The organism is Chloroflexia bacterium SDU3-3 (assembly GCA_009268125.1).
GTDB lineage: Bacteria > Chloroflexota > Chloroflexia > Chloroflexales > Roseiflexaceae > SDU3-3.
The window spans coordinates 403,480-429,688 of sequence record WBOU01000004.1 but is presented as its reverse complement, the minus strand read 5'-3'; the positions used below and the strand labels follow the sequence as shown (position 1 = coordinate 429,688).

Below are 26,209 nucleotides of genomic sequence, written 5' to 3'. Positions count from 1 at the left end.
TCACCCGTTTTGCCTTGGAAGCGTGGATGCAGAAGCAGGGGCGGCGATCTGCTCGCCACCCCTGCTTTCGTGCGGTGATTGGGCGCGAGAGGCACATGCTACAAGCATTGCCTACAGCTTCCCAATGCCATACCGCAGTTTTTCCACCCTAGGAGCCTTGGTGATAAAACCTGTTTCCTAGCCCTACTTCAGCGCGGCCTTGGCGCGGGCCACCTGGGCGCGCACGCTGCCGGGGCCGGTGGAGCCGGGCACGGTGCGGGCCGCAACCGAGCGGCTGGGGTCGTAGATGCTCAGGATGTCGTCGCCTAGCGAGGGGTGGGCGGCCTGGTACACCTCCAGCGGCAGTGCCGAGAGGCCCACGCCGCGCTGCTCGGCCTCGCGCACCAACTGGCCCACCACCTTGTGCGCCTCGCGGAAGGGCACGCCGCGATCCACCATGTAGTCGGCCACGTCAGTGGCCAGCATGGCGTCGTCGATGGCGCCGCGCATCTTCTGGGTGTTGAAGCGGGCGGTGGCGATGGCCCCGGCCACCACCGGCAGCGTCAGCTCCAGGGTGTCGGCGGCGTCGAACAGCGGCTCCTTGTCCTCCTGCATGTCCTTGTTGTAGGTGGATGGCAGGCCCTTCAGCACCGTCAGCAGCGTGATCAGGTCGCCGATCAGGCGTCCCGTCTTGCCGCGCGTCAGCTCCATCGAGTCGGGGTTCTTCTTCTGCGGCATGATGCTGGAGCCGGTGGAGTAGGCGTCATCCAGCGTCACAAAGCCAAACTCGCTGGAGCTGTAGATCACCATGTCCTCGGCGATGCGGCTGAGGTGGATGCCGATCATGGCTGCGCTGAACAGGAACTCGGCGGCGAAGTCGCGGTCGCTCACGCCATCCAGGCTGTTGGGCGAGATGTTCTCGAAGCCCAGCTCGGCGGCCAGCGCGCCACGGTCCATGCGCAGCGGGGTGCCCGCCAGCGCCGCCGAGCCGAGCGGCAGCACGGCGGCGCGCCTGCGGCAGTCGGCCAGGCGCTCGCGGTCGCGCTGGAGCGGCCAGAAGAACATGAGCAGCCAGTGCGACAGCAGGATGGGCTGGGCGCGCTGGAGGTGGGTGTAGCCCGGCAGCAGCGCCTCGCCTGCGGCCTCGGCCTGGGCCAGCAGCGCCTGCTGCACCTGGCGCACGGCGGCGTCCACGCGGTCGATCGCGCCCAGCACCCACAGGCGCACATCGGTGGCCACCTGGTCGTTGCGGCTGCGCCCGGTGTGCAGCTTGCCCGCCACGCTGCCCGCCAGCTCGCCCAGGCGGCGCTCGACGGCGCTATGGATGTCCTCGTCGTTGGGCTGGGCCTGGAAGCGGCCCTCGGCGAACTCGGCGCGCACCTGCTCTAGCCCGGCCAGCAGCGCGTCGCGCTCCTCGGGGGTGATCACCTTGGCCTCGGCCAGCTGCCTGGCCCAGGCGAGCGAGCCACGGATGTCCTCATCCCAAAGCTTCCAGTCGAACGGGTACGAGTTCTGAAAGCGCGCCATGCGCTCATCGAGCGAGCCAGAGAATCGGCCTCCCCACATGGTTTTCCTCCAACGTTTTGTAGATAACCACCAAGACTCCAAGATGTCTCTTTTCGCCTGCGGCAGCAAGGAACCTTACATCTGATGTGCCTGGTGTGCTTGGCGTAGCGCCAAGCACACCAGACACATCAATAGGGTTCTTATGCAGTGCCAGGCATACGGCAAATTGCAAAAGATGACAGCGGCGTTTTGGTGGTAGGCAAAAAATCTTTTACGGTTGCTAGAGCGCAAGATGCGAAGGCGTATCAGGTTTTCCCTTCATGCCTTCGCGTCTTCGTGGTGAAAATATCAGGTCGTGTAGTGCGCGTTGATCTCCACGTACTCCTTGCTGAAGTCGCAGGTCCACACGGTGGTGGCGGCCTGGCCCAGCCCCAGGTCGAGGCTGATCAGCACGGGGTCTTCGCGGAACAGCGCGGCGGCCTCGCGCTCGACGTAGCTGGCGGGCATGCCCTGGCGCAGCACGGTGATCTGGCGGCCCTGCGGCCCAAAGCTGAGCGTGATGCGCTGCGGGTCGATCTCGGCCCCGCTGTAGCCTGCGGCGGCCAGGATGCGGCCCCAGTTGGGGTCGCCGCCGTGTACGGCGGTCTTCACCAGCGGCGAGCGGGCGATCGAGTCGGCCACGGTGTGGGCCATGGCCTCGTCGGCGGCCCCGCTGACGCTGATCTCGATCAGGCGGGTCGCGCCCTCGCCGTCGCCTGCGATCTGCTTGGCTAGCGACACGCACACGCTGGCCAGCGCCTCGGCGAACTGCGCCAGCGCCTCGGGCGTCTCGCCCACCGGCACCAGGCCGGATGCCAGCAGCAGCACGGTGTCGTTGGTGCTCATGTCGCCATCCACGCTGATCCGGTTGAAGCTGCGAGCCACGGCCCCGGCCAGCGCATCCTGAAGCAGCGCGGGCGCGATCGCCGCGTCGGTGGTGATCACCGAGAGCATGGTGGCCATGTTCGGGTGGATCATGCCCGCGCCCTTGGCGAAGCCGCTGACGGTGACAACCTGCCCGGCCACCTGGAACTGGCCAGACGCGATCTTGGGACGGGTGTCGGTGGTCATCACGGCGCGGGCCGCGAAGCCCGCGCCCTTGTTGGCCACCGGCGACGTGACCTCGGCGATGCCCTGGGCCACCTTGTCCATCGGCAGCGGCCTGCCGATCACGCCGGTGGAGAGCACCAGCACATCCTCGGGCTGGCAGCGCAGGGCGTAGGCGGCCAGCTCGGCCATGCGGCGGGCGTCGGCCATGCCCTGCTCGCCGGTCACGGCGTTGGCGTTGCCCGCGTTGGCGATCACGGCGCGGATGCCCGCCGGGTTGGCGGCCAGGGTCTCCTGGTCGTACAGCACCGGGGCGGCCTTCACGCGGTTGGTGGTGAACAGGCCAGCGGCGGCGCAGGGGCCGTCGGCGGCCACCAGCGCCATGTCGAGCGAGCTGGCGGCCATCGCGCCGCTGGTCTTCAGGCCGCAGGCCACCGCGCTGGCGCGGAAACCAGGGGCCAGCTGGAACGAGTCGATATCAGCAGGGGCGGTCATTCATTCTCTCCTGAGACAGAGACCTGCATCGCCGTGAGCGTCGCAGGCCCAAACTGGGTGGTCATCGCCACATCGGCGGCGTCACGCCCATAGGCTATCACAATTCGCCCGCCCCGTGGCTCCGGCTGGGTCGCGTCGAAGGTGTACCAGCGCCCGCCCACGTAGGCCTCGAACCACGCGTGCAGGTCCATGGGGTCGAGCCGGTGGAGGTAGCCCACCACCATGCGGGCGGGGATGCTGAGCGCGCGGCACAGCGCCATGCCCAGGTGGGCGAAGTCGCGGCACACGCCCACGCGCTGCTGCGCGGTGTCGGCGGCGGATGTGGTGGCGTCGCTGGCGCCGTAGCGATACGCGACCTGGGTGTGGATCCAGCGGCAGATGCGCTCGGCCTGGTCGTAGCCGGGGGCGGCGTCGCCCGCCACCTCGGCGGCTAGCGCCCCCAGCTTGTCCGACTCGCAGTAGCGGCTGGGCAGCAGGAACTGGAGCGCATCCGGCGGCAGATCCTGGGCGGGCACAAAGGGCGCGCCGGGCTGCACATCGATCTGATCGGCGGTCTCGGCCTCCACGCGGGTGCGGATCTCCAGCGGCCCCGGCAGCGCGGTGATGCGCTGGCAGAGGTTGCCGTGGGCGTCGGTGTACTCCACCACCGGCGCGAAGGGCGTCAGCTCGTAGCGCTCGGCGACGACCCACTGGCCGAGGCCGCTGCGCGGGCGGAGCATCAGGATCATGGGGGTGGGCGAGGCCACATCAAACGACATCGTGCAGGTTGCCGTAAGCCGCATATGCACTCCTTCTGGCCGTGCCATCAGAACAGCGCCGTCGACCTTCCAAAAGAAAGAACGTTGGGGGGCTTTGCAAAGCCCCCCAACGTGCTGGCAGCTATGGTAGCGCCTACTTGCCCTCGACCAGCGCGCCGACCTTGATCGGCAGGCCGAACAGGTGGATGAAGCCCTCGGCGTCCTTCTGGTTGTAGCTCGCGCCCATGGTGAAGCTGGCGATGTCGGGGTTGTAGAGGCTCTTCTCGGCCCGGCGGCCAACCAGGATGACGTTGCCCTTGTAGAGCTTCAGGCGCACGTCGCCCGTCACGTTGCGCTGGGTCTCGGTGAAGAAGACCTGCAGCGCCTCGCGCAGCGGGGTGTACCACTGGCCGTTGTAGACCAGCTCGGCGTAGCGGTGGGCCACCACGTCCTTGTAGTGCATGGTGTCGCGGTCGAGCGTCAGCTGCTCCAGGCCCTGGTGAGCCGCGCGCAGCAGCGTGCCGCCGGGCGTCTCGTACACGCCGTGGCTCTTCATGCCCACCAGACGGTTCTCCACCAGGTCGATCCGGCCCACGCCGTGCTTCGCGCCCAGGGCGTTCAGGTGATCGATGATCGCCACCGGCCCGAGCTTCTGGCCGTCGATGCTGACGGGGATGCCCTGCTCGAAGCGAATCTCGACGTACTCGGGGGTGTCGGGCGCACTCTCGGGCGAGGCGCTGAGCGTGTACATCTCCTCCTCTGGTTCGTTCCAGGGATCCTCAAGGATGCCGCCCTCGTGCGATATGTGCCAGATGTTGCGGTCGCGGCTGTAGATCGACTTCAGCGTGGCCGTGACGGGCACGTTGAACTCGGCGGCGTACTCCAGCGCGTCCTCGCGCGAGCTGATGTTCCACTCGCGCCAGGGCGCGATCACCTTGAGCTGGGGCGCGAAGGCCATGAACGTCAGCTCGAAGCGCACCTGGTCGTTGCCCTTGCCGGTGCAGCCGTGGGCCACTGCGTCAGCGCCCTCCTGGATGGCGATCTCGGCCTGGCGCTTGGCGATCAGCGGGCGGGCCACCGAGGTGCCCAGCAGGTACAGGCGCTCGTAGATCGCGCCCGACTGGACCATAGGGAACAGGAAGTCGCGCACGAACTCCTCGCGCAGGTCTTCGACATAGCACTTCGACGCGCCGCTGGCCAGCGCCTTCTCCTCTAGGCCGGTCAGCTCGTCGGCCTGGCCTAGGTTCGAGCAGTAGCACACCACCTCGGGGTTGCCGTAGTTCTGCTTCAGCCAGGGCACGATGATGCTGGTATCGAGGCCGCCTGAGTAGGCAAGGACAACTTTTTTAACGCGTGGTCGTTCGGTCATGGTGGGGATCCTCCTCTGGCGTTAGTGGTGCGCCGCCTCATGGGCGACACGTATATTCTCGACAACAATCGACTGCCCATGGTCAAAACATGAGCTTCTGAACCCGAGCTTGGGAGTGATCGTTGTTGTTGATACGGGTGTGGCCAGCCAGAATTGTAGCGCAATCTGGCCATCGGCTGGGTAGCTAAAGTTGACGAACATAGTGCCGTCGGGCCGCCCGCCCGACAGGAAGTCGGCCTGCGGCGTGAGGCAGCTCTCCGCCGCAGGCCCGCTCATTCTGCCGGTGAAGGTGAGCGACACGATCTCGCCGCCGCGCACATCCACCGCAGGGAAGCTGACGAAGCTCTGAGCTGCGCCAGGCTTCAGGCCCTGGATGGTCAGCCCAGCGGCGCTCTCGGATGCGATCAGGCCAAGTCGGTCATCCGGCGCGGAGGTCTGCGCGGCGCTGAATGTGGGCACGCGGCAGGGCGGGTGCAGCTGCCAGAGCGTGTAGCCCTGCGCCGAGCGCAGCACCGGCTGGCCGCCGCACAGCTGCGCTGTGACGTTCAGCTCGCCGGGCATGGTCAGCGCGTAGCCCACGTGGTTGCGCTCGATCACCTCGCTGAAGCTGCTGGCGAACCGGGGCGGCGTGCCCAGGTAGTACTCATCCTGCACGTGCTGCTGGTCGAGGTAGGGGTTGCTGTGCAGCGGCGAGTGCAGCAGCGGCACCTTGAAGGGCATCAGGTCGAAGATCTCGCGCTGGCCCGCCCACGATGCGGTGTAGACGCTGCGCTGCGGGCCTGCGATGCGCGAGACGCCCTCGGCGAACTGGAAAAGCTCCTGGTCGGCATACTCGATATGGCCCGTGCCCTGGCTCGGCATATGGCCCAGCAGCCAGGCGTAGCCGCCCACCATCGCCGCCGAGAGCAGCGTGGGCAGCAGCCACTGCGGCGGCTGCCAGGCCCAGCGCCGCGCAGCCCAGCGCAGCCCGGCCACGCCGTAGAACAGCAGCAGCGCCACCGCCACGCAGCGGGCGGCGATCAGCACAGTGATGGCGATCCACGCGAAGGTGTGCGGCGGCGACGGGATGAAGCGGTTGGCCAGCGCCACCAGCCAGGGGAAATCCGCGCCGTTCATGATGAAGCCCAGCTGGCCCAGGCCCACACCCAGCACATAGCTGATCAGCAGCGGGGCGCTGCGCAGCCACATGCGCCTGCTGCGCGCCACCGCCAGGGTGATCAGGAAGAGAGCGGGCAGCGCCGCATCCAGGCCCTTGGGCAGCAGCTCAAGCTGCAGGAATGCCGCCGTGTTCTTGCCATCGCCATAGAGCACCGGGTTGATAAACAGCCGAGCCACATCGGCCTGCTGCAGGTGGCCGTAGCGCAGCAGCTGGGGCAGAAACAGCGGCGCGCAGCCCAGCGCCAGGCCAGCTGCCGCCAGCGCGGGGTCGCCCAGCGCCCGCCAGCGCTGCTCGCCCCAGCGCGCCAGCACACGAAAGCCCATCAGCGCCGCCACCACCGCGCTGGCCGTGATGAATGACGCACCATGCCACAGCGCCAGCCAGCCAGCCGAGAGGCCAGCGGCGAACATCCAGCCATTGCAGCGCGCCGCCCCGACGCGCTCGAACGCCGATGCGGCGAGGCCCAGAAACAGGAAGAACGCGGCCATGCTCGACCCCGCCGGGTAGTTGCTGTTGCTCGGCCAGTAGAGCGCGAGCAGCAGCGCCGCCGCTAGGGCCAGGTATGCCAGGCGGCCTACATAGCGCGAGAGCAGCCACGCCAGCGCGGGCAGCGATGCCATGCTGATCAGCATGCAGCCGATGCGGTAGGCCGACTGGAGCGGCTCGCCGGTGGCGACCATGTACCAGGCCACCACCAGCGGCGTCATAAATGGGTACCAGTGCACCTCGCCAATGTAGCTGCCGTCGTCGTACCAGCTGCCGGTGGCCATGGCTAGCGCCTGCGGGATGTCGCGGTGGGCTGGGTCGCCCGGCCCGCTGATAATGGCCTTGCCCTGGGCTGCGGCGTCCGCATCCATGCTGCGGATGGTGGCGTAGCCGTTGAGCACATACAGCACGCAGAGCGACAGTAGCAGCAGGGCGCCAGCAGCCGGAGCGAGCAGCCGCCATCGCTGGGCCGCGCTGATCTCTCGCCTGCCAGCGTGGGTATGCGAAGCCAATGAGGTCATCTGATATCCCCCACTCCTAGGCGCTAGAGCCGAGGCCCTAGCTGAACAGCACCTCGACATCCTCGCGGGTGAGCGACTTGAACACGCCGCCCTCGTCGCCGATGATCTGCGCCACCAGCTCGCGCTTGCGCTCCTGGAGCTGGAGGATCTTCTCCTCCACGGTGCCGCGCGCCACCATCTTGTACACGAACACGGGCTTGTCCTGCCCGATGCGGTGGGTGCGGTCGGTTGCCTGCTGCTCGACTGCCGGGTTCCACCATGGGTCCACATGGATCACGTAGTCGGCGGCGGTGAGGTTGAGGCCCACGCCCCCGGCCTTCAGGCTGATCAAGAAGAACGGCAGCGCGCCGTCGCCCTGGAAGCGGTCGACCTGCTCCTGGCGGTCGCGGGTCTGGCCATCCAGGTAGGCGTAGGGCACACCCTTGGCATCTAGCTCCTGGCGCACCAGGGCCAGCATCTGCACGAACTGCGAGAAGATCAGGGCGCGGTGGCCCTCGGCGCGCAGGGTGTCGAGCGTCTCGAACAGCAGCTCGAACTTGCCCGAGCCGCCCTTGTACTTGGCATCCACCAGCCGGGGGTGGTTGCTGATCTGGCGCAGTCGCAGCAGGCCCTCTAGGATCTGCATGCGGGCGTCGTCCATGCCCTCGTTGTCGATCAGGCCCAGCAGCTTGGCGCGGTAGATGTCGCGCTGCTTATTGTAGACCTTGAGCTGGGCTGGCTCCATGTCGCATACGATCACGCGCTCGGTGCGCGGCGGTAGGTCGGTGGCGACCTGGTCCTTGGTGCGGCGCAGGATGAACGGGAAGACCATCTTGCGCAGGAAGTCGGAGGTCTCGCCGCGCTGCTGGCGCTCGATCGGGTTCACGAACTCCTGCCGGAAGTAGTCGAGGCTGCCCAGCAGGCCGGGGTTAAGGAAGGCGAACTGCGACCACAGCTCCATGGTGGTGTTTTCGATTGGCGTGCCGGTGAGCGCCAGCCGGTGCCTGCCGCGCAGCAGCCGTGCCGCCTTGGATGTCTCGGCCAGCGGGTTCTTGATCATCTGCGACTCGTCGAGGATGATGTGGTGGAACTCGTATTGGCTCAGCAGCTCGATATCGCGCAGCATGGTGCCGTAGGTGGTCAGCACTAGGTTGTGCTCGCCAAACTGCGCGGGGTCGGCGATACGGCCCTGGTCGGCCTGCACATACACATCTAGGCCCGGCGTGAACTTCTCGGCCTCGCGCTGCCAGTTGAACAGCAGCGAGCGCGGCATCACGATCAGGCTGGCGGGCGCGCTGTTGTCGTCGTGGTAGATCGATTCGAGAAAGGCCAGGGTCTGAATCGTCTTTCCCACGCCCATGTCGTCCGCTAGGCATCCGCCGAAGTGATACTCCTGCAGGAAGTGCAGCCAGTCGTAGCCGAACTTCTGGTAGGGCCGCAGCTGGCCGATGAAGCCGGGGGGCAGGGTGTGTGGGGCGATGCTCTGGAAGTTGCGCAGCTTGTCGCGGCGCTGCTGGAAGGCCTCATCGGCCTGGGCGCCGTCGGCCTCGCCCAGCAGCTGGTCGATCAGGGTCAGGCTGTTCTGGCCGACGCGCAGCGTCTCGCCGTCGGTCGAGTCGGCGTGGGCGAACAGGTGGCGGTAGCGGGCCAGCCACTCCTCGGGGATCTCGCCGATCGAGCCATCGGCCAGCTTGATGTAGCGCTCGCGCTTGCGCACCGCCTGGCGGATGTCTTTCAGGCTCACCGTCAGATCGCCGAAGTTCACCACCGCCTTGACATCGAACCAGTCGATGCCGCTGGTCACATTGAACGAGATCGAGGGCTTGTTGCGGTTCACGCGGGCCGAGACCAGCTCGTTCTCGCCGAAGATCGTAAAGCCTTTCTCCACCAGCTTGGGCACCTGGTGCAGCAGGAAGTCGATCGGGTTCATGTTGGCGCGCAGCGGGAAGATGTTGGCCTCGGTGCTCTTCTTGAAGCCCGCGCTGCTGCCCAGCAGGCTGGCCGCCTCGTGCTCGGCCCCGGCGTCGCGGCGGATGCGCGTGAACTGGGTGCTGCCGGGCACGCGCTGCACCGTGTGGGAGGGCGTCAGGCGCTCGTAGCTCACCTCGTAGGGGCCATAGCCCAGGCGCAGCTCGCCCTGGAGCTGGCCGTCCTGGTCGCTCAGGTAGAGCCGGGGCTGGGGCTTCTCCGCCTGCTCCCGCCAGTCCAGCATCTTGCCGCTGACGGGCAGCTGCGCGGCCACGGTGGGCAGGTAGCGGTCGTAGAACTCCTCGGCGTCGTCGCTCGGCACCAGGATGCTCGGCTCCTCCAGCAGGGTCGCCGCAAGGCCGCTCGGCGGCGTCTGGAAGCGCACCAGCGTGGTGTCCACCAGCAGCCACATGGGGTCTTGGGCCAGCACCGAGGTGGCGTTGGGCTGGATCGGGATGGTGTCGCCGCCGACCAGGATCTGCCCGACAATCGTGATGCCCTTGCGGCTCTGTCTCAGCTCGGCCTGGATGGCGGCTGGTTCGCTGCGCACATCCAGCCGGGCCTGAAAGGGGTCGCCCTCCTCGCCGATAAAGCTGAGGCAGCGGCTGAGGTAGGGCAGCACCGCCTGGTAGAAGGCCCCGCTGTCGCGGCTGGATGCGTAGCCGTAGGCCGCGTAGGGGTTGCCCAGCGCCAGATTGGTGGCGGTGATGTCATCCTCGCTGGCGTAGGGGTAGGCGCTATGCTGCACCCGCGAGCGCAGCGGCTTGGCCTCGCGCGCCATGTTCAGCTCGACGATCTTATCCGCCACTGCCGCGCGGTCGGTCAGATCCACGCCATCCAGGTGGCGGATGTTGAGCGTGTAGGGCTGGATAATCCAGGCGCTGGGGTTGCGTTCGATCAGGCTAAAGAGGATCAGCGCGTTGTTGGTGGAGGATCGGCGCGGCGCGGCGGGCTTGGCGTGCTCCATCAGGTAGCGCCAGACCTTCGGGGGATTGGCGGTCAGGTGGTCGCGCAGGGCCAGCGCGGCGGCGTAGCGGTGGCGGCAGGCCACCCATGGGTATCCCTCGCGGCACGTGCAGGTGAGGCCAATGGTTCCATCGGCACCACTGCGGATGGTGACACTGTAGGGCTTGCCGCTGCGGTGATCATCCACGGTGAGGGTGGCGACCTGGGCCTCCACCTGGGCGATCGTCACGCGGCCTGCGGCATAGTCCTCGGTCCCAGCCACAATATTCTTCTGGTTGGTGATGTGCCTCAGCTGCTCAAGGTTAATTGATTGTGCGGTCAGGATACCCTTCATAGTGCGTTATTCTGCTGTTCAGTAAAGTGAAAAACGTCGCTGGGCATGCGCGGCGCTGCCGCCGCGCATGCCTGCCGCCCCAGCTAGTGCTGAAGCGCGTGGTGCTGCTGGAGCGAGCGCACTTTCAGCTCCTTGGCCTTGAGCGCCTGGATGGCGCTGACGGTGGCCGCTGCGCCGGTGAGCGTTGTCACCAGCATCACGCGGTGGCGGATGGCCGCCGAGCGCAGGGCCTGGCCGTCGGCGTAGGCGCGCTGGCCCAGCGGTGTGCTGATCACCAGCTGCACCTTGCCAGCCGCCAGCAGGTCTGCCGTTGTCTCGCCGCCCTCGGAGACCTTATTCACCTTCGTGGCCTGGATGCCCACCTGCTCCAGCCAGGCAGCGGTGCCATGGGTGGCGTAGAGCGTGAATCCTAGCCGCGCGAGGTCGCGGGCGATCCGCACGATCGCACCCTTGTCGAAGTCGTTGACGGTGAGCAGCACGCCGCCCTCCACCGGCAGCTTCTGGCCAGCGCCCATCTCGGCCTTGGCGAAGGCGTGGCCGAAGCTGGATGCGTGGCCCATCACCTCGCCGGTCGAGCGCATCTCGGGGCTGAGGATGATCGCCGCACCGGGAAACTTCTCGAAGGGCAGCACGGCCTCTTTCACAAAGAAGCCATCGAGCGCTGGCTCCTCGGTCAGGCCCAGCTGCTCTAGGGTCTTGCCTGCCGCCACCTTGGCCGCCACCTTGGCCAGCGCCACGCCGGTGGCCTTGGCGATGAAGGGCACCGTGCGCGAGGCTCGGGGGTTGACCTCGATCACGTAGACCTCGTCATCCTTGATGGCGTACTGCACGTTCATCAGGCCCTTGACCTTGAGCGCCAGGCCCAGGCGCACGGTCTCGTCGCGGATGATCGAGAGGTGGTAGGCGCTCACCTTGTAGGGCGGCAGCACCATGGCCGAGTCGCCCGAGTGGACGCCCGCCTCCTCCACATGCTCCATGATGCCGCCGATCACCACGCGCTCGCCGTCGCCCACCGCGTCCACGTCGATCTCGTAGGCGTCCTCCAGGTAGCGGTCGATCAGCACCGGCGCGCCCGCGCTGATCGCGGTGGCCTCGGCGATGTAGCGGGCCAGGTTCTCCTCGTCGTAGGCGATAGCCATGGCTCGCCCGCCCAGCACGTAGGATGGCCGCACCAGCACCGGGAAGCCGATGCGGTGGGCGATCGCGGTGGCCTCGGCCAGATCGCCCGCCATGCCGCTCTCGGGCTGGGCGATCTCCAGGCTGCGCAGCAGGTCGCCGAAGCGCCCGCGCTCCTCGGCCAGGTCGATCGAGTCCTGCGAGGTGCCCGCGATCACCACGCCGTTGGCGGCCAGGCCCTTGGCCAGGTTCAGCGGGGTCTGGCCGCCAAACTGGGCCAGCACCTGCGCGATCGGCTGGCCGTCGGCGCTCTGGCTGCGGGTCTCATTTTCCCAGATGTTCAGCACATCCTCAAGCGTCAGCGGCTCGAAGTAGAGCCGGTCGCTGGTGTCGTAGTCGGTCGAGACAGTCTCGGGGTTGCAGTTGACCATGATCGTCTCGTAGCCCAGCTCCTTCAGCGCGAAGCAGGCGTGGACGCAGCAGTAGTCGAACTCGATGCCCTGGCCGATGCGGTTGGGGCCGCCGCCCAGGATCATCATCTTGGGCGCGCTCGTCACCTCCGATTCGTCCTCGCTGGCGTAGGTGCTGTAGAGGTAGGGCGTGTGGGCCTCGAACTCGGCGGCACAGGTGTCGATGCGGTGGTACACCGGCGTGATGCCCAGCTGCTTGCGGTGGGCGCGCACCTCCATGTCGCTGCTGCCACCCTGGGTGGCCTTGGCGATCTGGATGTCGCTGAAGCCGTTCTGCTTGGCCTCGCGCAGCAGCTCGGCGGGCAGGCTGGCCAGGGTGTGGCCGCCCAGCTCTCGCTCGATCTCGATGATCCGGGCCAGGTTGTCGACAAACCACAGATCGTAGCCGGTCAGCCTGTTCAGCTCCTCGGGGGTCATGCCGCCGCGCAGCGCGTCGCCTGCGGCGTAGATGCGCTTGGGCGTGGCCACCGTCAGCTGCTGGTGCAGCTCGTTGGCGGGGGTGTCCTTGGTCACAAAGCCGCTCACCCCAGTCTCCAGGCCGCGCAGCGCCTTCTGGAAGGCCTCGTTGAAGGTGGTGCCGATCGCCATCACCTCGCCCACGCTCTTCATCTGCGGCCCGAGCGTCGGGTCGACGCCGGGGAACTTCTCGAAGGCCCAGCGCGGGATCTTCACCACCACGTAGTCGAGGCTGGGCTCGAACGAGGCGGGCGTGACCTTGGTGATGTCGTTGGGGATCTCGTCCAGGGTGTAGCCCACGGCCAGCAGCGCCGCGATCTTGGCGATCGGGAAGCCGGTGGCCTTGGATGCCAGGGCGGACGAGCGGCTGACGCGCGGGTTCATCTCGATCACGTAGGGCGTGCCGTCGTAGGGGCTGACCGAGAACTGCACGTTCGAGCCGCCCGTCTCCACGCCCACGGTGCGCATCACGATCTGGGCCATGTCGCGCAGGCGCTGCAGCTCGCGGTCGGTGAGCGTCATGGCCGGGGCCACGGTGATCGAGTCGCCGGTGTGCACGCCCATGGGGTCGAGGTTCTCGATCGAGCAGACCACCACAAAGTTGTCGGCTTTGTCGCGCATCACCTCCAGCTCGAACTCCTTCCAGCCCAGCACGCTCTGCTCGATCAGCACCTGGGTCACAGGCGAGGCGCGCAGGCCGCGCTCGGCCACCTCGCGCAGGTCGGCCTCGCTGTAGGCCACGCCGCCGCCCGAGCCGCCCAGGGTGAACGAGGGCCGGATGAGCACGGGGTAGCCGATCCGCGCCGCCACCTCCACCGCCTGCTCGACGGTGGTCACGGTGTCGCCCTCGGGCACCTTCAGGCCGACTTTGACCATGGCCTCCTTGAACAGCAGGCGATCCTCGGCCAGCGCGATGGCCTTGGGCGACGCGCCGATCAGCTGGGTGCCGTACTTCTCTAAGATGCCGTGCTCATCCAGCTCCATGGCCAGGTTGAGCGCGGTCTGGCCGCCCACGGTGGGCAGCACCGCGTCGGGGCGCTCGCGCTCGATGATCTTCTCCAGCACGTCCACCGTCAGCGGCTCGATGTAGGTGGCGTCGGCGAACTGCGGGTCAGTCATGATCGTGGCCGGGTTGGAGTTGACCAGGATGACGCGGTAGCCCTCGCGCCGCAGCACCTTGCAGGCCTGCACGCCCGAGTAGTCGAACTCGCAGGCCTGGCCGATCACGATCGGCCCCGCGCCGATGATCAGGATGGACTGTATATCTGTACGCTTCGGCATGAAAGATTCCTTTTTTACCACCAAGGCTCCAAGGCTCCAAGATTCTATAGCACAAGGCGCTTGATGCCACTCTTTATCAGTGGGACATTAAAGTTTATCAGATAACCAAGCCGTTTATGAGCAAGTTTGAGGTGCGACATAAGCTGCGCGGTAAAGACGGCGTGCATGTCCTGCACCGCCTTTAGCTCGCAGATGATGCAGTTCTCAACAAGAACATCCAGCCGCAGGCCATCTTCAAAGATAATCCCATCGTAGATGATGGGGAGGATAACCTGTCGCTGAACCTGAAATCCCTGTTTTGCCAATTCGTGGCAGAAACAAACCTCGTAGATATGCTCCAACAGACCGGGCCCGAGGGCTTTATGCACCGTGTAGGCTGCCTGCACAACGCCTTTTCCAATGGCATTTTCACGCACAAGTGTTGGCTCTGGTTTCATACCCCTTCGCTCCTTGGTGTCTTGGAGTTTTGGTGGTTATGTTGCCGGTTTTGTTGCCCCAGCGCTCGCTTCGGTTTCATACCCCCTCGTTCCTTGGTGTCTTGGAGTCTTGGTGGTTATGTTCCCGGTCTCCTTCGCGTCTTCGTGGTTAATGTTCCTGCGCTCCCCGCGCGGCTACTGGCGCTCGGCCTCCATCAGCGCGATGAACTGGTCGAACAGGTAGCTGGCGTCGTGGGGGCCGGGCGCGGCCTCGGGGTGGTACTGCACGCTGAACGCACGCTGGCCCGCCACGCGCAGGCCCTCGACGCAGTTGTCGTTCAGGTTGGTGTGCGTCACCTCCACTCCCTGGGGCAGCGAGTCGGCGGCCACCGCGAAGCCGTGGTTGTGGCTAGAGATCTCGACGCGCTTGGTGTCGCTGAAGCTGACGGGCTGGTTGCCGCCGTGGTGGCCGAAGCGCAGCTTGTAGGTGGTGCCGCCCAGCGCCAGGCCCAGGATCTGGTGGCCCAGGCAGATGCCGAATAGCGGCTTCTGGCCCAGCAGCTGCTTGGTGCTCTCGATCGCGTAGGTGACGGCGGCGGGGTCGCCCGGGCCGTTGGAGAGGAACACGCCGTCGGGGTTGTGGGCCAGCACCTCGCTGGCCGGGGTCTCGGCGGGCACCACGGTGATCTTGCAGCCGCGCTCGGCCATCAGCCGCAGGATATTGGTCTTGATGCCGAAGTCGTAGGCCACCACGTGGTAGGGCCGGTCGGGCTTGGCGCTGGCGTCGGCCACGTACCACTGGGCGATCTCGTCGGTCTGCTCGGGCGGCCAGTGGTACGGCTCCTCGGTGGTCACGCTCTTCACTAGGTCCAGCCCCTCCATCGAGTGGGTGCCGCGCGCCTTGGCCACCAGCCGCTCGGGGTCGAGGTCGTCGGAGGAGATGATGGCGTTCATGGCGCCCTGGTCGCGGATGTGGCGCACCAGCGCCCGCGTATCCACGCCGGTGATGCCCACCACGCCCTGCTCGCTCAGGTAGGCATCCAGCGACTGCTGGGCGCGCCAGTTGCTGACGCGGCGGCTGGCCTCGCGCACAACAAAGCCGGAAAGCCACGCCTTCCGGCTCTCGCCGTCCTCGAAGTTGATGCCGGTGTTGCCGATATGCGGCGCGGTCATCACCACTATCTGACCGAAGTAGGAGGGGTCGCTCAGGATCTCCTGGTAGCCGGTCATGGCGGTGTTGAAGACGATCTCGCCGGTGCGCTCGCCCACCGCGCCGAATGCCTCGCCGGGCCAGATCGTGCCATCTGCAAGCGCCAGAAGGGCCTTTGTTCGCTGTGCCATCGTTGTGAATGCTCCTCGCAAGTAGCTTATTGGCGCGCGGCGGCGGGCGGCCAGCGCCGCCCGCCGTCGCACCGTGGTCTATCGATTGGAATGGTCGAGCTCAAGCACCACCGCCGTCTCATCGCAGCGGGCCTGGAGCGGGCAGATGGCGCAGTCGCGCCAGACCTTCTCCGGGAAGCGCTCCTTCTCGGTGATGGTGAAGCCTAGCTTGAGGAAGAAGGGCACCGCGCGGGTGAGCGCGAACACCGTGGCGTAGCCGCGCCGCCGCGCCTGGTCGATCAGCGTTCGCACGATCTTCGCGCCGATGCCGTAGCTGCGGTAGGCCGGCAGCACCGCCAGCGACCGCACCTCCACCAGCTGCTGCCCCATGATCAGCAGCGACGCGCAGCCGACCACGGTGCCATCCACCTCGGCGATCAGCCAGTCGGGCAGGCTCGCGCGGATGCTGGCCTCGCTGCGCGGCAGGAGGTGTCCAAGCCGTGCGTTCTCATTCACAATGGCGGTGAGCGCTGTGACGTCCGCCTCGGCTGGCGTGCGTACGACGATCACGCTCTGGTCGCGCGGCGTCGTCCCAACCTGCTCGCTCCGAATCCGACTGGTCATTCCTTCTTCCTTATATAGGTTAGTCCGCCGCGAAGTGCGGCAGGATAGCTGCGGCGAATGCCTCTAGCTCGCCTCGGTCGTGCCAATTGAACCACTGCAGCATCACCCGCTGCACGCCCACCTGCTGGAGCCTGCCCAGCTGCTCGATGATCGCGCCTGTGGTGCCTGCCACCACACCCTGGGCCGCCAGCTGCTCGGCGGTCGCGCCACGCTGCTCAAGGCGGGCCTTCAGCTCGGCGTCGTTGCGGCCATACACCAGCCCGGTCATCAGGGTGCGGCGGATGTCGCCGCGCGCACGCCCGTGCTCGGCCAGCAGCTCGTCGAGCTGGGTCTGCAGGGTGTTGAAGCGCTCGGCGGTGATGTAGACGCCGTTCCACTCCTGGGCGTAGCGCGCGGCCAGCGGCAGGGTGTACTTGGGGCCGTTGCCGCCGATCACGATCGGGGGGCCGCCCCGGCGCTGCGGCCTGGGCAGCAGCTCGGCGTCGCGCAGCTGGTAGTAGCTGCCGCTGAAGCTGGCCGGGCCATCGCCGCGCAGCAGCAGGCTCATCACCTCTAGCGCCTCGCGGAAGCGGGCCATGCGCTGCGGCACATCCAGCAGCGGGTAGCCGAACATGGCGTGCTCGCGCTCTTGCCAGCCCGCGCCCACGCCGAACTGGAACCGCCCGCCCGACAGGTCGTCGATGGCCATGGCCTGGCGGGCCATCATCACCGGGTCGCGGAACGAGACCGGCGATACCATGGGGCCAAAGTCGATCCTGCTGGTGTGGCTGGCCAGCCAGGCCATGGAGACCCAGGCCTCTAGCGCGGCGCTGTTGGGCGGCTCGGGGTCAGTGAAGTGGTCCGAGCGGTATAGCCCGGCGAAGCCCAGCTCCTCCGTCGCTGCGGCCAGGCCCTGCCAGGCGGGCCAGGTCAGGCCGCTCTGGCCCTCGATCATCAGGGCGATATCCATGGGTGCTCCTCTCCTCTCGGCGCGCTACTGCCAGATCACGGTGCCCGAGCCATCGCCCAGGCCAGCCAGGTTGGTGATCCGCGCCGCCCGCACGCCGCCATCCAGCGCCGCCAGGGCCGAGCGGACCTTGGGGATCATGCCGCCGGTGATCACGCCGCCGTCGATCAGGTCGATCACCTGCTGGCGGTCGAGCCGCGCGGCCAGCGCGCCATCCACCAGCACGCCGGGCACATTGGTGACAAACACCACCTCGGCGTCGCCCAGTGCGGCGGCCACCGCGCCAGCGGCCTCGTCGGCGTTCACGTTGTACGGCCCCTCATCGCCTAGCGAGATCGGGGCCACCACCGGCACCGCGCCGTCGGCCAGCAGGCCGTTCAGCACCCCAGCGCGCACGGCGGTGGGCGTGCCCACGTAGCCCAGATCGCCCTCGGGGTGGCTCAGCTTGCGCACGCGGATGAGGCCGCGATCCACGCCCGACAGGCCCTGCGCGTCCACGCCGCCCGCCAGCAGCGCCGCCACCAGCCGCGTGCTCACCGTGCCGCACAGCACCATCTCGGCGGCGGCCAGCGCGGTCTTGTCCGTCACCCGCAGCCCGGCCACGAAGCGCGGCTCGCCGCCCAGCGCCGTCTGTAGCTGGCCGATCTCTTTGCCGCCGCCGTGCACCAGCACGGGCAGGGGCCTCAGCGCTGCGACGGTGCGCACCAGCTCGGCCAGGAAGGCCGGGTCGTCGATGTCGTTGCCGCCGATCTTGAGCACAAGCCTGGTCATATCGCATCCTCTATGCTGAAGGGCGCTCGCATTGGCTAGAGCAGGCCCGTCGTCTCGTCAAGCCCAAACATCACGTTCATGTTCTGGATGGCCTGCCCAGCAGCGCCCTTCACCAGGTTGTCCTCGCTGGCCACCACGATCAGCAGGCCGGGCCGGGCCAGCGTCAGCGAGATGGCGCACTGGTTGGTGTGGGCGGTGTGGGCGATCGTGGCCAGCTGGCCCTTGGGCAGCACCCGCACGAACGGCTCGCCCGCGTACTGCTGCTCGTAGAGCGCGCGGATCTCGTCCTCGCCCAGGTCGGCGGGCACGGGCACGTAGATCGAGCTGAGGATGCCGCGGCTGATCGGCAGCAGGTGCGGCGTGAAGATGATCTCCGGCGCGATGCCGGTCGAGATCCGCGCGGCCTCCTGCTCCATCTCGGCCACGTGGCGGTGCACCCGCCCGATGCTGTAGGGCGCGAGGCTCTCGCTCACCTCCACAAAGTGGGTGTTCTGCTTAGGCGCGCGGCCAGCGCCCGAGACGCCCGATTTCGAGTCGACGATCACGGTGGGGCTGGCCAGCTTGCTCGCGCGCAGGATGGGCGCGAGGCCCAGCAGCACGCTGGTGGGGTAGCATCCGGGGTTCGCGATCAGCGGGGCGTCGGCCAGGGCGGCGCGGTTCAGCTCGGGGAGGCCGTAGGGGATGGGGAGAAGCTCGGGGGCGGGGTGGGCGTGGCGGTACCAGGTGGTGTAGGCCTCGGCGGTGGTCAGCCGGAAGTCGGCGGAGAGGTCGATCACCTTCACCCCTTGGGCCAGGGCCTTCTTGGCCAGCTCGCCCGCCACGCCGTGCGGCAGGGCCAGGAACACCACATCTGCCGTGTCCAGCGGCGCGTCGCCCACCGCCAGCAGCGGGGTGTCCAGCGGGCCAGGGAAGACCTCGGCCAGCGACTTGCCCGCCTGCGACTCGGATGTGGTAAACACAATTTCGGCAGATGGGTGCCGCCGAAGCCAGCGGAGCAGCTCGTACCCGGCGTAGCCGGTGACCCCGCAGATACCAACCTTGATCATAGAAGCGCCCCCCGAACATACAAAAACCCCGGTGCCAAAGCTGGCCCGGGGACTGGTTCACGATCTGCGCTTATGTGCTGATGCACGTTTCGCGACGCACGCTAGCCGAGCCCCAGACCCTTACGGGCCGGACGACGGGTGCGACGACGCAGCGTATAGCACTGTGCGAAGGTATAAAGCATATCGCGGGATATGATACCCCCCGAGGGGGTTCTTGTCAAATACGCGCTCGCTAGCTGCTGGGGTGTGCAGGCCCGGTGCAGAGCCTAGCGTTCGTACACGTCGGCGGGCTGCATGCCCTGGCTGCTCAGCGCGGCCTTGAGCTTCTGCAGGCCCAGGCGCACGCGGGTTTTGATCGTGCCCAGCGGGCTGTCCAGCTTCTGCGCGATCTCCTGCTGCGAGAGGCCGCCGAAGTAGGCCAGCTCGATCGCCTCGCGCTGGCTGGCGGGCAGCTCTTCGAGCGCGGTGACGATGGCGCGGCGCTGCTCGCCCTGCCAGACCTCGCCGGCCACGTCGGTGCGCTGGTCGGGCATCTGCTGGATGAAGGGGTGCTCGACATCCTCGTAGACCGAGATCGGGCGCGAGCGGATGCGGCGCAGCTCGTCGATGCACAGGTTGTGGGTGATCCCAAAGAGCCACTGCGCCACCCGCCCGCGCTCGTGCGCGAAGCTGCTGCTGCGCCGCCAGACGCGCCAGAAGGCCTCTTGCACGATCTCCTCGGCTAGCTCTTGGTTTTTCACGATCCGCAGCGCCATGCGGTAGACGGTGGCAGAATATCGGTCGTAGAGCACATCCAGCGCGGCGCTGTTGCCCGCAGAGATGGCGCTGATAAGGGCGAGGTCATCTTGGTCGACGAGTGGTACTTGTCGCGCTGCTGGTTCGGCCCAGCCCTGCTCGCGTGCTTGGCCGCCAAGGCTTAGAAACGCCATCGCGGTGCTCCTCTCTGTCGGTTTCTATGTGAAAGAAGTAACATACTCTCTATACTATTTAGTATACTCATCCGTCAGGGTGATGTCAATAGGTTGAACAGGTTTTGCAAAAGGTGTGCAAAGCTAGGCTGGTTTGCTATTTGCAAAGCATTTACTATCGAAATACGTTAGGTAAGGGTTTTCTGAGCCAAGACGAGCAACACGCGTAGGCCTGCTGGTGGAAACGACCAAAGCGCATACCAACGCCCAAAAAGGCCTGCCTGCCATGCCTGCAACATTGGTTCCAGCAATCGGCCAAAAGGGCCTGCTACGAGCGATGAAAAGATGAGGAGTTGATGAGAATGCCGCCGTGAGGAGGTGGGAGCAACGGCCACCCCCGCCGCACTGGCTGCGGCGAGGGCGGCATATAAAAGGGGGCGCACAGCAGCGCTATGCGGTGGAATAAACTAGTTCGAACCAAACGGGCGGAAGCTATCACCGTAGGAGTCGGCCTGGCCAACCAGCGAGAGCGGATCGTCGTCCTCGTCCTCGAACAGATCTTCCTGCATGATGGCCCCGGCGTCACGCGCCCATGCGATCAGATCGTCGATGCTGAACCATCCGGTGTGGTAGAGATCCTGGTCTTTGGGGTTGAGCCAAAAACGGACCTCGCCCTCCATGTATTGCCAGCGCTCAAGCGAATACCACTCTTTACCCTGATCCGACAGTGTCGCTTTCACTTCCTCAAGCAGCCGGAGCAGATCTGGAAGCGCTAATCCGCGGGTCCGTCGCATCTCCAGGATGCGGCGATTGACGGCGTCGCGCAGCTGCTCAAGCTCATCGATCTCAAGCGTGTCGATGTTGAACATTGCGTTGAACCTTTCCCTGTCAAGATGGTGTGCGGCAGCGGTGAAGTGTTGGGCGGCGGGCTCGCATTCAGGCGCAGAACGCAGGGGAGAAAAGGATTCTGACTCGGGTCATTGAGTCATGCGTTCTAGCAATATCATACCACACGTCCCTTGCAACTGGCTTACGACCGTGTGAAAATTCACATCTACTATGTGAGCAAACAGTAACAAAAAAGCGTGTCACGCTGTTAAACGTGACACGCTCTTGCTTTGGAGGCGACGACCGGACTCGAACCGGTGGTCGGGATTTTGCAGACCCCTGCCTTACCACTTGGCTACGTCGCCGTGATGCCGATTGTAGCATACCTGATTGCCGATGTCAAAATTGACACCTTTCGCCCGCGCCGCTACAATCCCAGCGTTCGTTTTCTAGCGCCGCCGAGCTCCATGCCAAACCCAGATCGGCGACTGATTGTGTAGGCGTATGCTGCTTGACTCTGTTCGTCTCTCCGCCGCGATCGCCGCTGGCAAGGCCGCCGGGCTGGCCAGCCGCGCCCTAGGCCGTGGCGGCGGCACCACCCTGCCCGGCGTGGTGGCGCGGCGCATTGCGCCCAATGTGCTGCGGCAGCTGGCCGCGCGCCTGCCCGATGGGGCCGTGGTGGTGGCGGGCACCAATGGCAAGACCACCACCACCCGCATGATCGCCAGCATCCTGCACGATGCAGGCCGGGCCGTGCTGCACAACCGCGCCGGGGCCAACCTGCTCTCCGGCCTCACCGCCACCGCCCTGGCTGGCTCATCGTTGGGCGGCGTGCCGCGCGCCACTGTGGGCCTGTTCGAGACCGACGAGGCCGCCCTGCCCGATGCCCTCGATGAGACGAGGCCGCGCGTGGTGCTGCTGCACAACCTGTTCCGCGACCAGCTCGATCGCTACGGCGAGGTGGATACGATCGCCAAGCGTTGGCGCGCGGCCCTGGAGCGCCTGCCCGCCTCGTCGCTGGTGCTGCTGAATGCCGACGACCCCGCGATCGCGGCGCTGGGCCAGGGCCTGGCCGCCCAGGTGCGCTTCTATGGCCTAGAGGACACCAGCCACGCTGGCGGGGCCACCAACATGGCCGACTCGCAGTTCTGCCAGCGCTGCGGCACGCCCTTCAGCTACAGCGCGATCTTCTACGCCCATGTGGGCCACTACACCTGCCCCAGCTGCGGCAACACGCGCCCCACGCCCCACTACACGCTCGACCGCCTAGATCTGCACGGCACCGAGCCGAGCCGCCTGTTCATGCGCTACCCCGGCGGCGCGCTGGAGCTGGGCCTGCCCATCCCCGGCCTCTACAACGCGCTCAACGCGCTGGCCGCCGCCGCCGCCACGCTGGAGATGGGGGTGCAGCCCGCCGTGGTGCGCGCCACGCTGGAGCAGTTCAGCGCGGCGTTTGGGCGGATCGAGCGGATCGACGCGGCGGGCAGGCCGCTGTTCATGGCGCTGATCAAGAACCCGGTGGGCGCGAGCGAGACGGTGCGCATGCTGGTGGGCGGCCTGCCCGCCGCGCAGCAGATCGACCTGATGATCGCGATCAACGACCGCTACGCCGATGGCACCGATGTCTCGTGGCTGTGGGACGCCGACTTTGAGCGGCTGGCCGACCACGTGGCCCGCGCGGTGGTGAGCGGCACACGCGCCGACGACATGGCCGTGCGCCTGAAGTACGCCGGGGTCGACCCCGCCCGCGTCACGGTAGTTCCCGAGCTGCCGCAGGCCCTGGATGCAGCGCTGGCCGCGCTGCCCCAGGGCGCGACGCTCTATGCCCTGCCCACCTACACGGCCATGCTGGAGCTGCGCCAGAACCTGGCCCAGCGCGGCTGGGTGAAGCCCTTCTGGGAGGACTAGCCGCCCGATGCGGCGCACGGGGAGGCCTCCCAGGCCTCCCCGTTTTTTTGGGAACTCGCGGGCTGCAGCATCCGTCATGACCGCAGACGATATCAGATTCCCTCACGGCAGGAGGCCGACTATGCGCAAAAACGACCCCTCCTTGGCACGCCCGGTATCCAGATTGCTCCTCACTACCGCGCTGGCAGCGCTGCTGGCGGCATGCGGCGGCACATCCGCGCCGGTGTCTGCCCCATCCAGCGGCAGCGGCGTGCCGCCCGCGTCGCAGAACTCATCCACCTCGCGCGATAGCAGTGGCACCAGCAGCGCCCCATCTGGCGGCGAGGCGGGCGCGCCAGCCAGCGGCGAGGCCAAGCCCGATGCCGCCGGTTCTACCGCAGGTGGCGCGATAGGGGACAACCGCACCAGCCACAGCCAGCAGGGCCAGGAGATCGCGCTGCGTGCGGGCGAGATCGACGACAACCGTGATTTTGCCGACTATCAGACCTACCTGCGTACCTACAGCGGCCCGGCGGCAGAACCGATGGAGGTGAGCGAGCGCTATGTGATCAGCGTCACCGACGCCCAGAAGCGGCCCGTGGCCGACGCCACCGTGCGCCTGCGCGAGGGCGACAAGCTGCTGTTCGAGGGCCGCACCCTGGCGGGCGGCAAGGCTATCGTCTTCCCCAAGGCGCTGGGGGCCAGCGACGGCGGCGCGCTGACGGTGCAGGTGGCCCAGGCCAACGCCCAGGTGGAGGTGCCGCTACCGCGCGGCCAAGATTCCACGCTGGGTGTGGTGCTGGATGGCGCGGCGCAGCCCCAGGCCCGCAGGCTAGAGGTGCTGTTTCTGCTTGATGCGACTGGCAGCATGGGCGACGAGATCGCCAAGATCCAGCGCACCATCCGCTCGATCGCCGCGCAGATCTCCGATCTCTCGCCCAGGCCCGAGCTGCGGCTGGGCCTGGTGGCCTACCGCGACTATAGCGACGACTATGTGACCAAGGTGTACGACTTCACATCCGATGTCGAGGCCTTTCGCACCAACCTGAATGATATTCAGGCCGACGGCGGCGGCGACGAGCCAGAGGCGCTGACCGAGGCCATGCGCGCGGCGGTGAACGAGGTGAGCTGGTCGGCGGATGCGGTGCGCCTCACCTTCCTGGTGGCCGACGCGCCGCCCCACATCGGCCAGCAGTCGCCTAGCTACCTGGCCGAGATCCGCAGCGCCGCCGCCCACGGCGTGAAGTTCTACCCGATCGCGGCCAGCAATACTAGCGATCAGGCCGAGTATGTGTTCCGCCAGATGGCCCAGCAGACGCTGGGGCGCTTTATCTTCTTGACCTACCAGGAGGGCAAGAGCGAGGGCACCCCTGGCGACAGCACCGAGATGCACGTGGACCCGCAGGCGTTTACGGTCGATCAGCTGGATGCGATCGTGGTCGAAGCGGTCAAGCGCGAGGTGAGCGAAGCCTGGGGCGCGGCGTAGCGCACGCGGGCGCAATACGGCCCTGGCCTTGTGAAAGGCCAGGGCCGTATTGCGCTGTCGGAATGCCGTTTGACGCTGCCAGCGCCGCGTGCTACCATCCGTCTTATTTTGTCATCGAGGGGCCGTTCCGATGATCCAGATGCTCCTGATCCTCTTCACCGCGCTGCTGTTCTCTATTGTCGGCACGCCGCTGGCCCGCAGGGTGGCGCTGCACACCGGCGTGGTGGATGCGCCCAACGCCCGCAAGGTGCACACCAGCCCTGTGCCGCTGCTGGGCGGCGCGGCCATCTACGTCGGCTTCCTGCTGGCCCTGCTGATCTTCGGCGAGCGCTTCTACATCCGCGAGCTGGTCTCCATCCTGCTCGGGGCCACGCTGGTCTCGCTGTTCGGGCTGATGGATGACCGCTGGGGCCTGCACGCCTACCTCAAGCTGGGCATCCAGGTGCTGGCCGGGTGCATCCTGATCATCTCGGGGGTGCAGGTGCGGCTGTTCGCCGAGGCCTGGCAGAACTGGGCGATCACGATCGTGTGGGTGGTGGGCATCACCAACGCCATGAATCTGCTGGACAACATGGATGGGCTGTCGGCGGGCATCACCACGGTGGCGGCGGCGTTCTTCCTGCTGCTGGCCGCGCTCAGCGGGCAGGCCCTGGTGGGCGCGATGGCGGCGGCGCTGGTGGGCGCGTGCGTCGGCTTCCTGCGCTACAACCTGAACCCCGCCACTATCTTCATGGGCGACACCGGCAGCCTGTTTCTGGGCTTTGTGCTGGCGGCGCTGGGCATCAAGCTGCGCTTTCCCTCCAATGTGCCCTGGATCACATGGCTGGTGCCGCTGTGCGTGCTGGCGCTGCCGATCTTCGACACCAGCCTGGTGTTTGTCTCGCGGCTGCGGCGCGGCAAGAACCCGCTGACCACCCCCGGCAAAGATCACCTGTCGCATCGGCTGGTGGCCCTGGGCCTGACCAAGCGCGAGGCGGTGCTGGTGTGCTACCTAGCCAGCGGCGCGTGCGGCATGGTGGCGGTGTTCGTGTCGCAGTCGAAGTCGCCCGATGGCTATATCGCCAGCGCCCTGCTGGCCCTGGGCGCGGTGCTGGCGATTATCTGGCTGGAGCTGCGCTGCCCCGCCGGGGTGCCAAGGCCGCGCGGCTAGTCGCTTCTCCGTACAAACAAGCGAGGCCAGGGCATTAGGATGCCCTGGCCTCGCTTGTTTGTACGCTGGGGGATGTCGTGCTTAGTTTGTTGCAGCGAAGATGAAGGGGGCGAGCAGCGCCGCGTTGATGCTGCCGATGATTGCCGCGACGATAAACTGTGCCACGATCGCAACCACCACGGAGATGATTGCCTTGTTCTGGTCGAGGTTCATGCTAGAGCGGGTGGCGAGGTAGGCCAGATACAGCTGGTAGATGCCTAGCACCAGCGAGACAGGGGCGGTTGCGCAGGCCAGGATCGGGAGAAGGCCGGTGATGCCAGCGAACAGGCCGTTCACCGCCAGCAGCGGCGCGACGTAGAGCGCGGTGGTGTAGAAAACCTCACTCTGCGTGCCTGTGCTGCCCTGCTGCTTGCCGATCCAGTTCAGCACGTAGCTGAAGGTGAAGTATAAAATGATCGGGGTGATAATCCCAAACACCGCCCCAATAATCATGGGGATAACCCCATACACGAGGCCGCCGAGCAGGCCGCCGAGCAGGCTGAAAACTGCCGCGACCGCCACATAGATCAGGCCCTCGCGCTGGCCACCCGCCCGCTCGAACTGCTCAAACGACTGCACGCTCGGCTTGGTGAGCACGACGATGCTCTGGTTCAGCATAGCGCTGATCGAAACGCCCTGGACGATCATGGAGACGCCTCCTCTTCAAAGGTCTTTTCTCGAAAGATGAACGTTCCAGCGTGGACTTGGCCAACAGCTGGATTAGAGGTGATCTGATCGAGCACTGGCTTGACGGATCAAGCACGGCCTATACTTCAGAAAATGTCCCCCTACCATTATACGCACTGCTGCCTAGAAAGTTACCATGTGTGCTGACTTGGCTGGAAGGTCTTCTCACGCGTTCTTTCCCAAGGTTCCCAAA

The 26,209-nt window shown here is 66.6% G+C and carries 19 protein-coding genes and 1 tRNA gene; 3 read left to right on the top strand and 17 right to left on the bottom strand.

Annotated elements, in window-relative coordinates; genetic code table 11:
* Positions 1 to 183: 183 nt before the first annotated feature.
* From argH to F8S13_09060, 16 genes are all read right to left on the bottom strand, one after another.
* On the bottom strand, positions 184 to 1,545 hold the full coding sequence (argH, locus tag F8S13_09135) for an argininosuccinate lyase (protein ID KAB8144040.1): 1,362 nt from the start codon (positions 1,543 to 1,545) through the stop codon (positions 184 to 186).
* 288 nt (positions 1,546 to 1,833) lie between these two features.
* Positions 1,834 to 3,066, bottom strand: coding sequence for a bifunctional glutamate N-acetyltransferase/amino-acid acetyltransferase ArgJ (gene argJ, locus F8S13_09130; GenBank protein ID KAB8144039.1), 1,233 nt, complete (start codon positions 3,064 to 3,066; stop codon positions 1,834 to 1,836).
* Complete coding sequence (locus tag F8S13_09125; GenBank protein ID KAB8144038.1) at positions 3,063 to 3,848, bottom strand: transglutaminase family protein; 786 nt, start codon at positions 3,846 to 3,848, stop codon at positions 3,063 to 3,065. Before F8S13_09125 ends, argJ begins: the two co-directional genes overlap by 4 nt.
* Positions 3,849 to 3,957: 109 nt before the next feature.
* Entirely contained in the window at positions 3,958 to 5,172 is a 1,215-nt protein-coding gene (locus F8S13_09120; protein ID KAB8144037.1) for an argininosuccinate synthase, read from the bottom strand.
* Positions 5,173 to 5,193: 21 nt separating this feature from the next.
* Entirely contained in the window at positions 5,194 to 7,338 is a 2,145-nt protein-coding gene (locus F8S13_09115; protein KAB8144036.1) for a hypothetical protein, read from the bottom strand.
* 37 nt (positions 7,339 to 7,375) lie between these two features.
* Entirely contained in the window at positions 7,376 to 10,585 is a 3,210-nt protein-coding gene (locus F8S13_09110; protein KAB8144035.1) for a serine/threonine protein kinase, read from the bottom strand.
* 83 nt (positions 10,586 to 10,668) lie between these two features.
* Positions 10,669 to 13,908, bottom strand: a complete 3,240-nt coding sequence (gene carB, locus F8S13_09105; protein KAB8144034.1) for a carbamoyl-phosphate synthase large subunit — start codon at positions 13,906 to 13,908, stop codon at positions 10,669 to 10,671.
* A 44-nt stretch (positions 13,909 to 13,952) separates the two neighbouring features.
* Positions 13,953 to 14,345 carry a GxxExxY protein gene (locus F8S13_09100; protein ID KAB8144033.1) on the bottom strand — a complete coding sequence of 131 codons (393 nt, stop codon included), beginning with the start codon at positions 14,343 to 14,345 and terminating at the stop codon, positions 13,953 to 13,955.
* Between the two features lie 174 nt (positions 14,346 to 14,519).
* The gene (gene carA, locus F8S13_09095; GenBank protein ID KAB8144032.1) at positions 14,520 to 15,665 is read right to left on the bottom strand and encodes a glutamine-hydrolyzing carbamoyl-phosphate synthase small subunit; all 1,146 of its coding nucleotides are present in this window, start codon (positions 15,663 to 15,665) and stop codon (positions 14,520 to 14,522) included.
* 78 nt (positions 15,666 to 15,743) lie between these two features.
* Positions 15,744 to 16,268: a GNAT family N-acetyltransferase gene (locus F8S13_09090; protein ID KAB8144031.1), complete on the bottom strand. Its 525-nt coding sequence runs from the start codon at positions 16,266 to 16,268 to the stop codon at positions 15,744 to 15,746.
* A gap of 19 nt (positions 16,269 to 16,287) precedes the next feature.
* Complete coding sequence (locus F8S13_09085; GenBank protein KAB8144030.1) at positions 16,288 to 17,217, bottom strand: TIGR03560 family F420-dependent LLM class oxidoreductase; 930 nt, start codon at positions 17,215 to 17,217, stop codon at positions 16,288 to 16,290.
* A 24-nt stretch (positions 17,218 to 17,241) separates the two neighbouring features.
* Entirely contained in the window at positions 17,242 to 17,985 is a 744-nt protein-coding gene (argB, locus tag F8S13_09080) for an acetylglutamate kinase (GenBank protein KAB8144029.1), read from the bottom strand.
* 35 nt (positions 17,986 to 18,020) lie between these two features.
* A complete protein-coding gene (locus tag F8S13_09075; GenBank protein KAB8144028.1) occupies positions 18,021 to 19,031 on the bottom strand; it encodes an N-acetyl-gamma-glutamyl-phosphate reductase in 1,011 nt (336 codons plus the stop codon).
* Between the two features lie 266 nt (positions 19,032 to 19,297).
* The gene (locus F8S13_09070; GenBank protein ID KAB8144027.1) at positions 19,298 to 19,960 is read right to left on the bottom strand and encodes a sigma-70 family RNA polymerase sigma factor; all 663 of its coding nucleotides are present in this window, start codon (positions 19,958 to 19,960) and stop codon (positions 19,298 to 19,300) included.
* 446 nt (positions 19,961 to 20,406) lie between these two features.
* Positions 20,407 to 20,808, bottom strand: a complete 402-nt coding sequence (locus F8S13_09065; GenBank protein KAB8144026.1) for a hypothetical protein — start codon at positions 20,806 to 20,808, stop codon at positions 20,407 to 20,409.
* 250 nt (positions 20,809 to 21,058) lie between these two features.
* Positions 21,059 to 21,132: transfer RNA gene (locus tag F8S13_09060), tRNA-Cys, on the bottom strand.
* A gap of 139 nt (positions 21,133 to 21,271) precedes the next feature.
* Here F8S13_09060 and F8S13_09055 point away from each other — a divergent pair.
* From F8S13_09055 to F8S13_09045, 3 genes are all read left to right on the top strand, one after another.
* Positions 21,272 to 22,675, top strand: a complete 1,404-nt coding sequence (locus tag F8S13_09055; GenBank protein ID KAB8144025.1) for a DUF1727 domain-containing protein — start codon at positions 21,272 to 21,274, stop codon at positions 22,673 to 22,675.
* A 7-nt stretch (positions 22,676 to 22,682) separates the two neighbouring features.
* A complete protein-coding gene (locus F8S13_09050; GenBank protein KAB8144024.1) occupies positions 22,683 to 24,140 on the top strand; it encodes a VWA domain-containing protein in 1,458 nt (485 codons plus the stop codon).
* A 130-nt stretch (positions 24,141 to 24,270) separates the two neighbouring features.
* Entirely contained in the window at positions 24,271 to 25,290 is a 1,020-nt protein-coding gene (locus F8S13_09045; GenBank protein ID KAB8144023.1) for an undecaprenyl/decaprenyl-phosphate alpha-N-acetylglucosaminyl 1-phosphate transferase, read from the top strand.
* 81 nt (positions 25,291 to 25,371) lie between these two features.
* Here the strand turns inward: F8S13_09045 and F8S13_09040 are convergent, their stop codons facing one another.
* Positions 25,372 to 25,977, bottom strand: coding sequence for a YIP1 family protein (locus tag F8S13_09040; GenBank protein ID KAB8144022.1), 606 nt, complete (start codon positions 25,975 to 25,977; stop codon positions 25,372 to 25,374).
* Positions 25,978 to 26,209 lie beyond the last annotated feature (232 nt).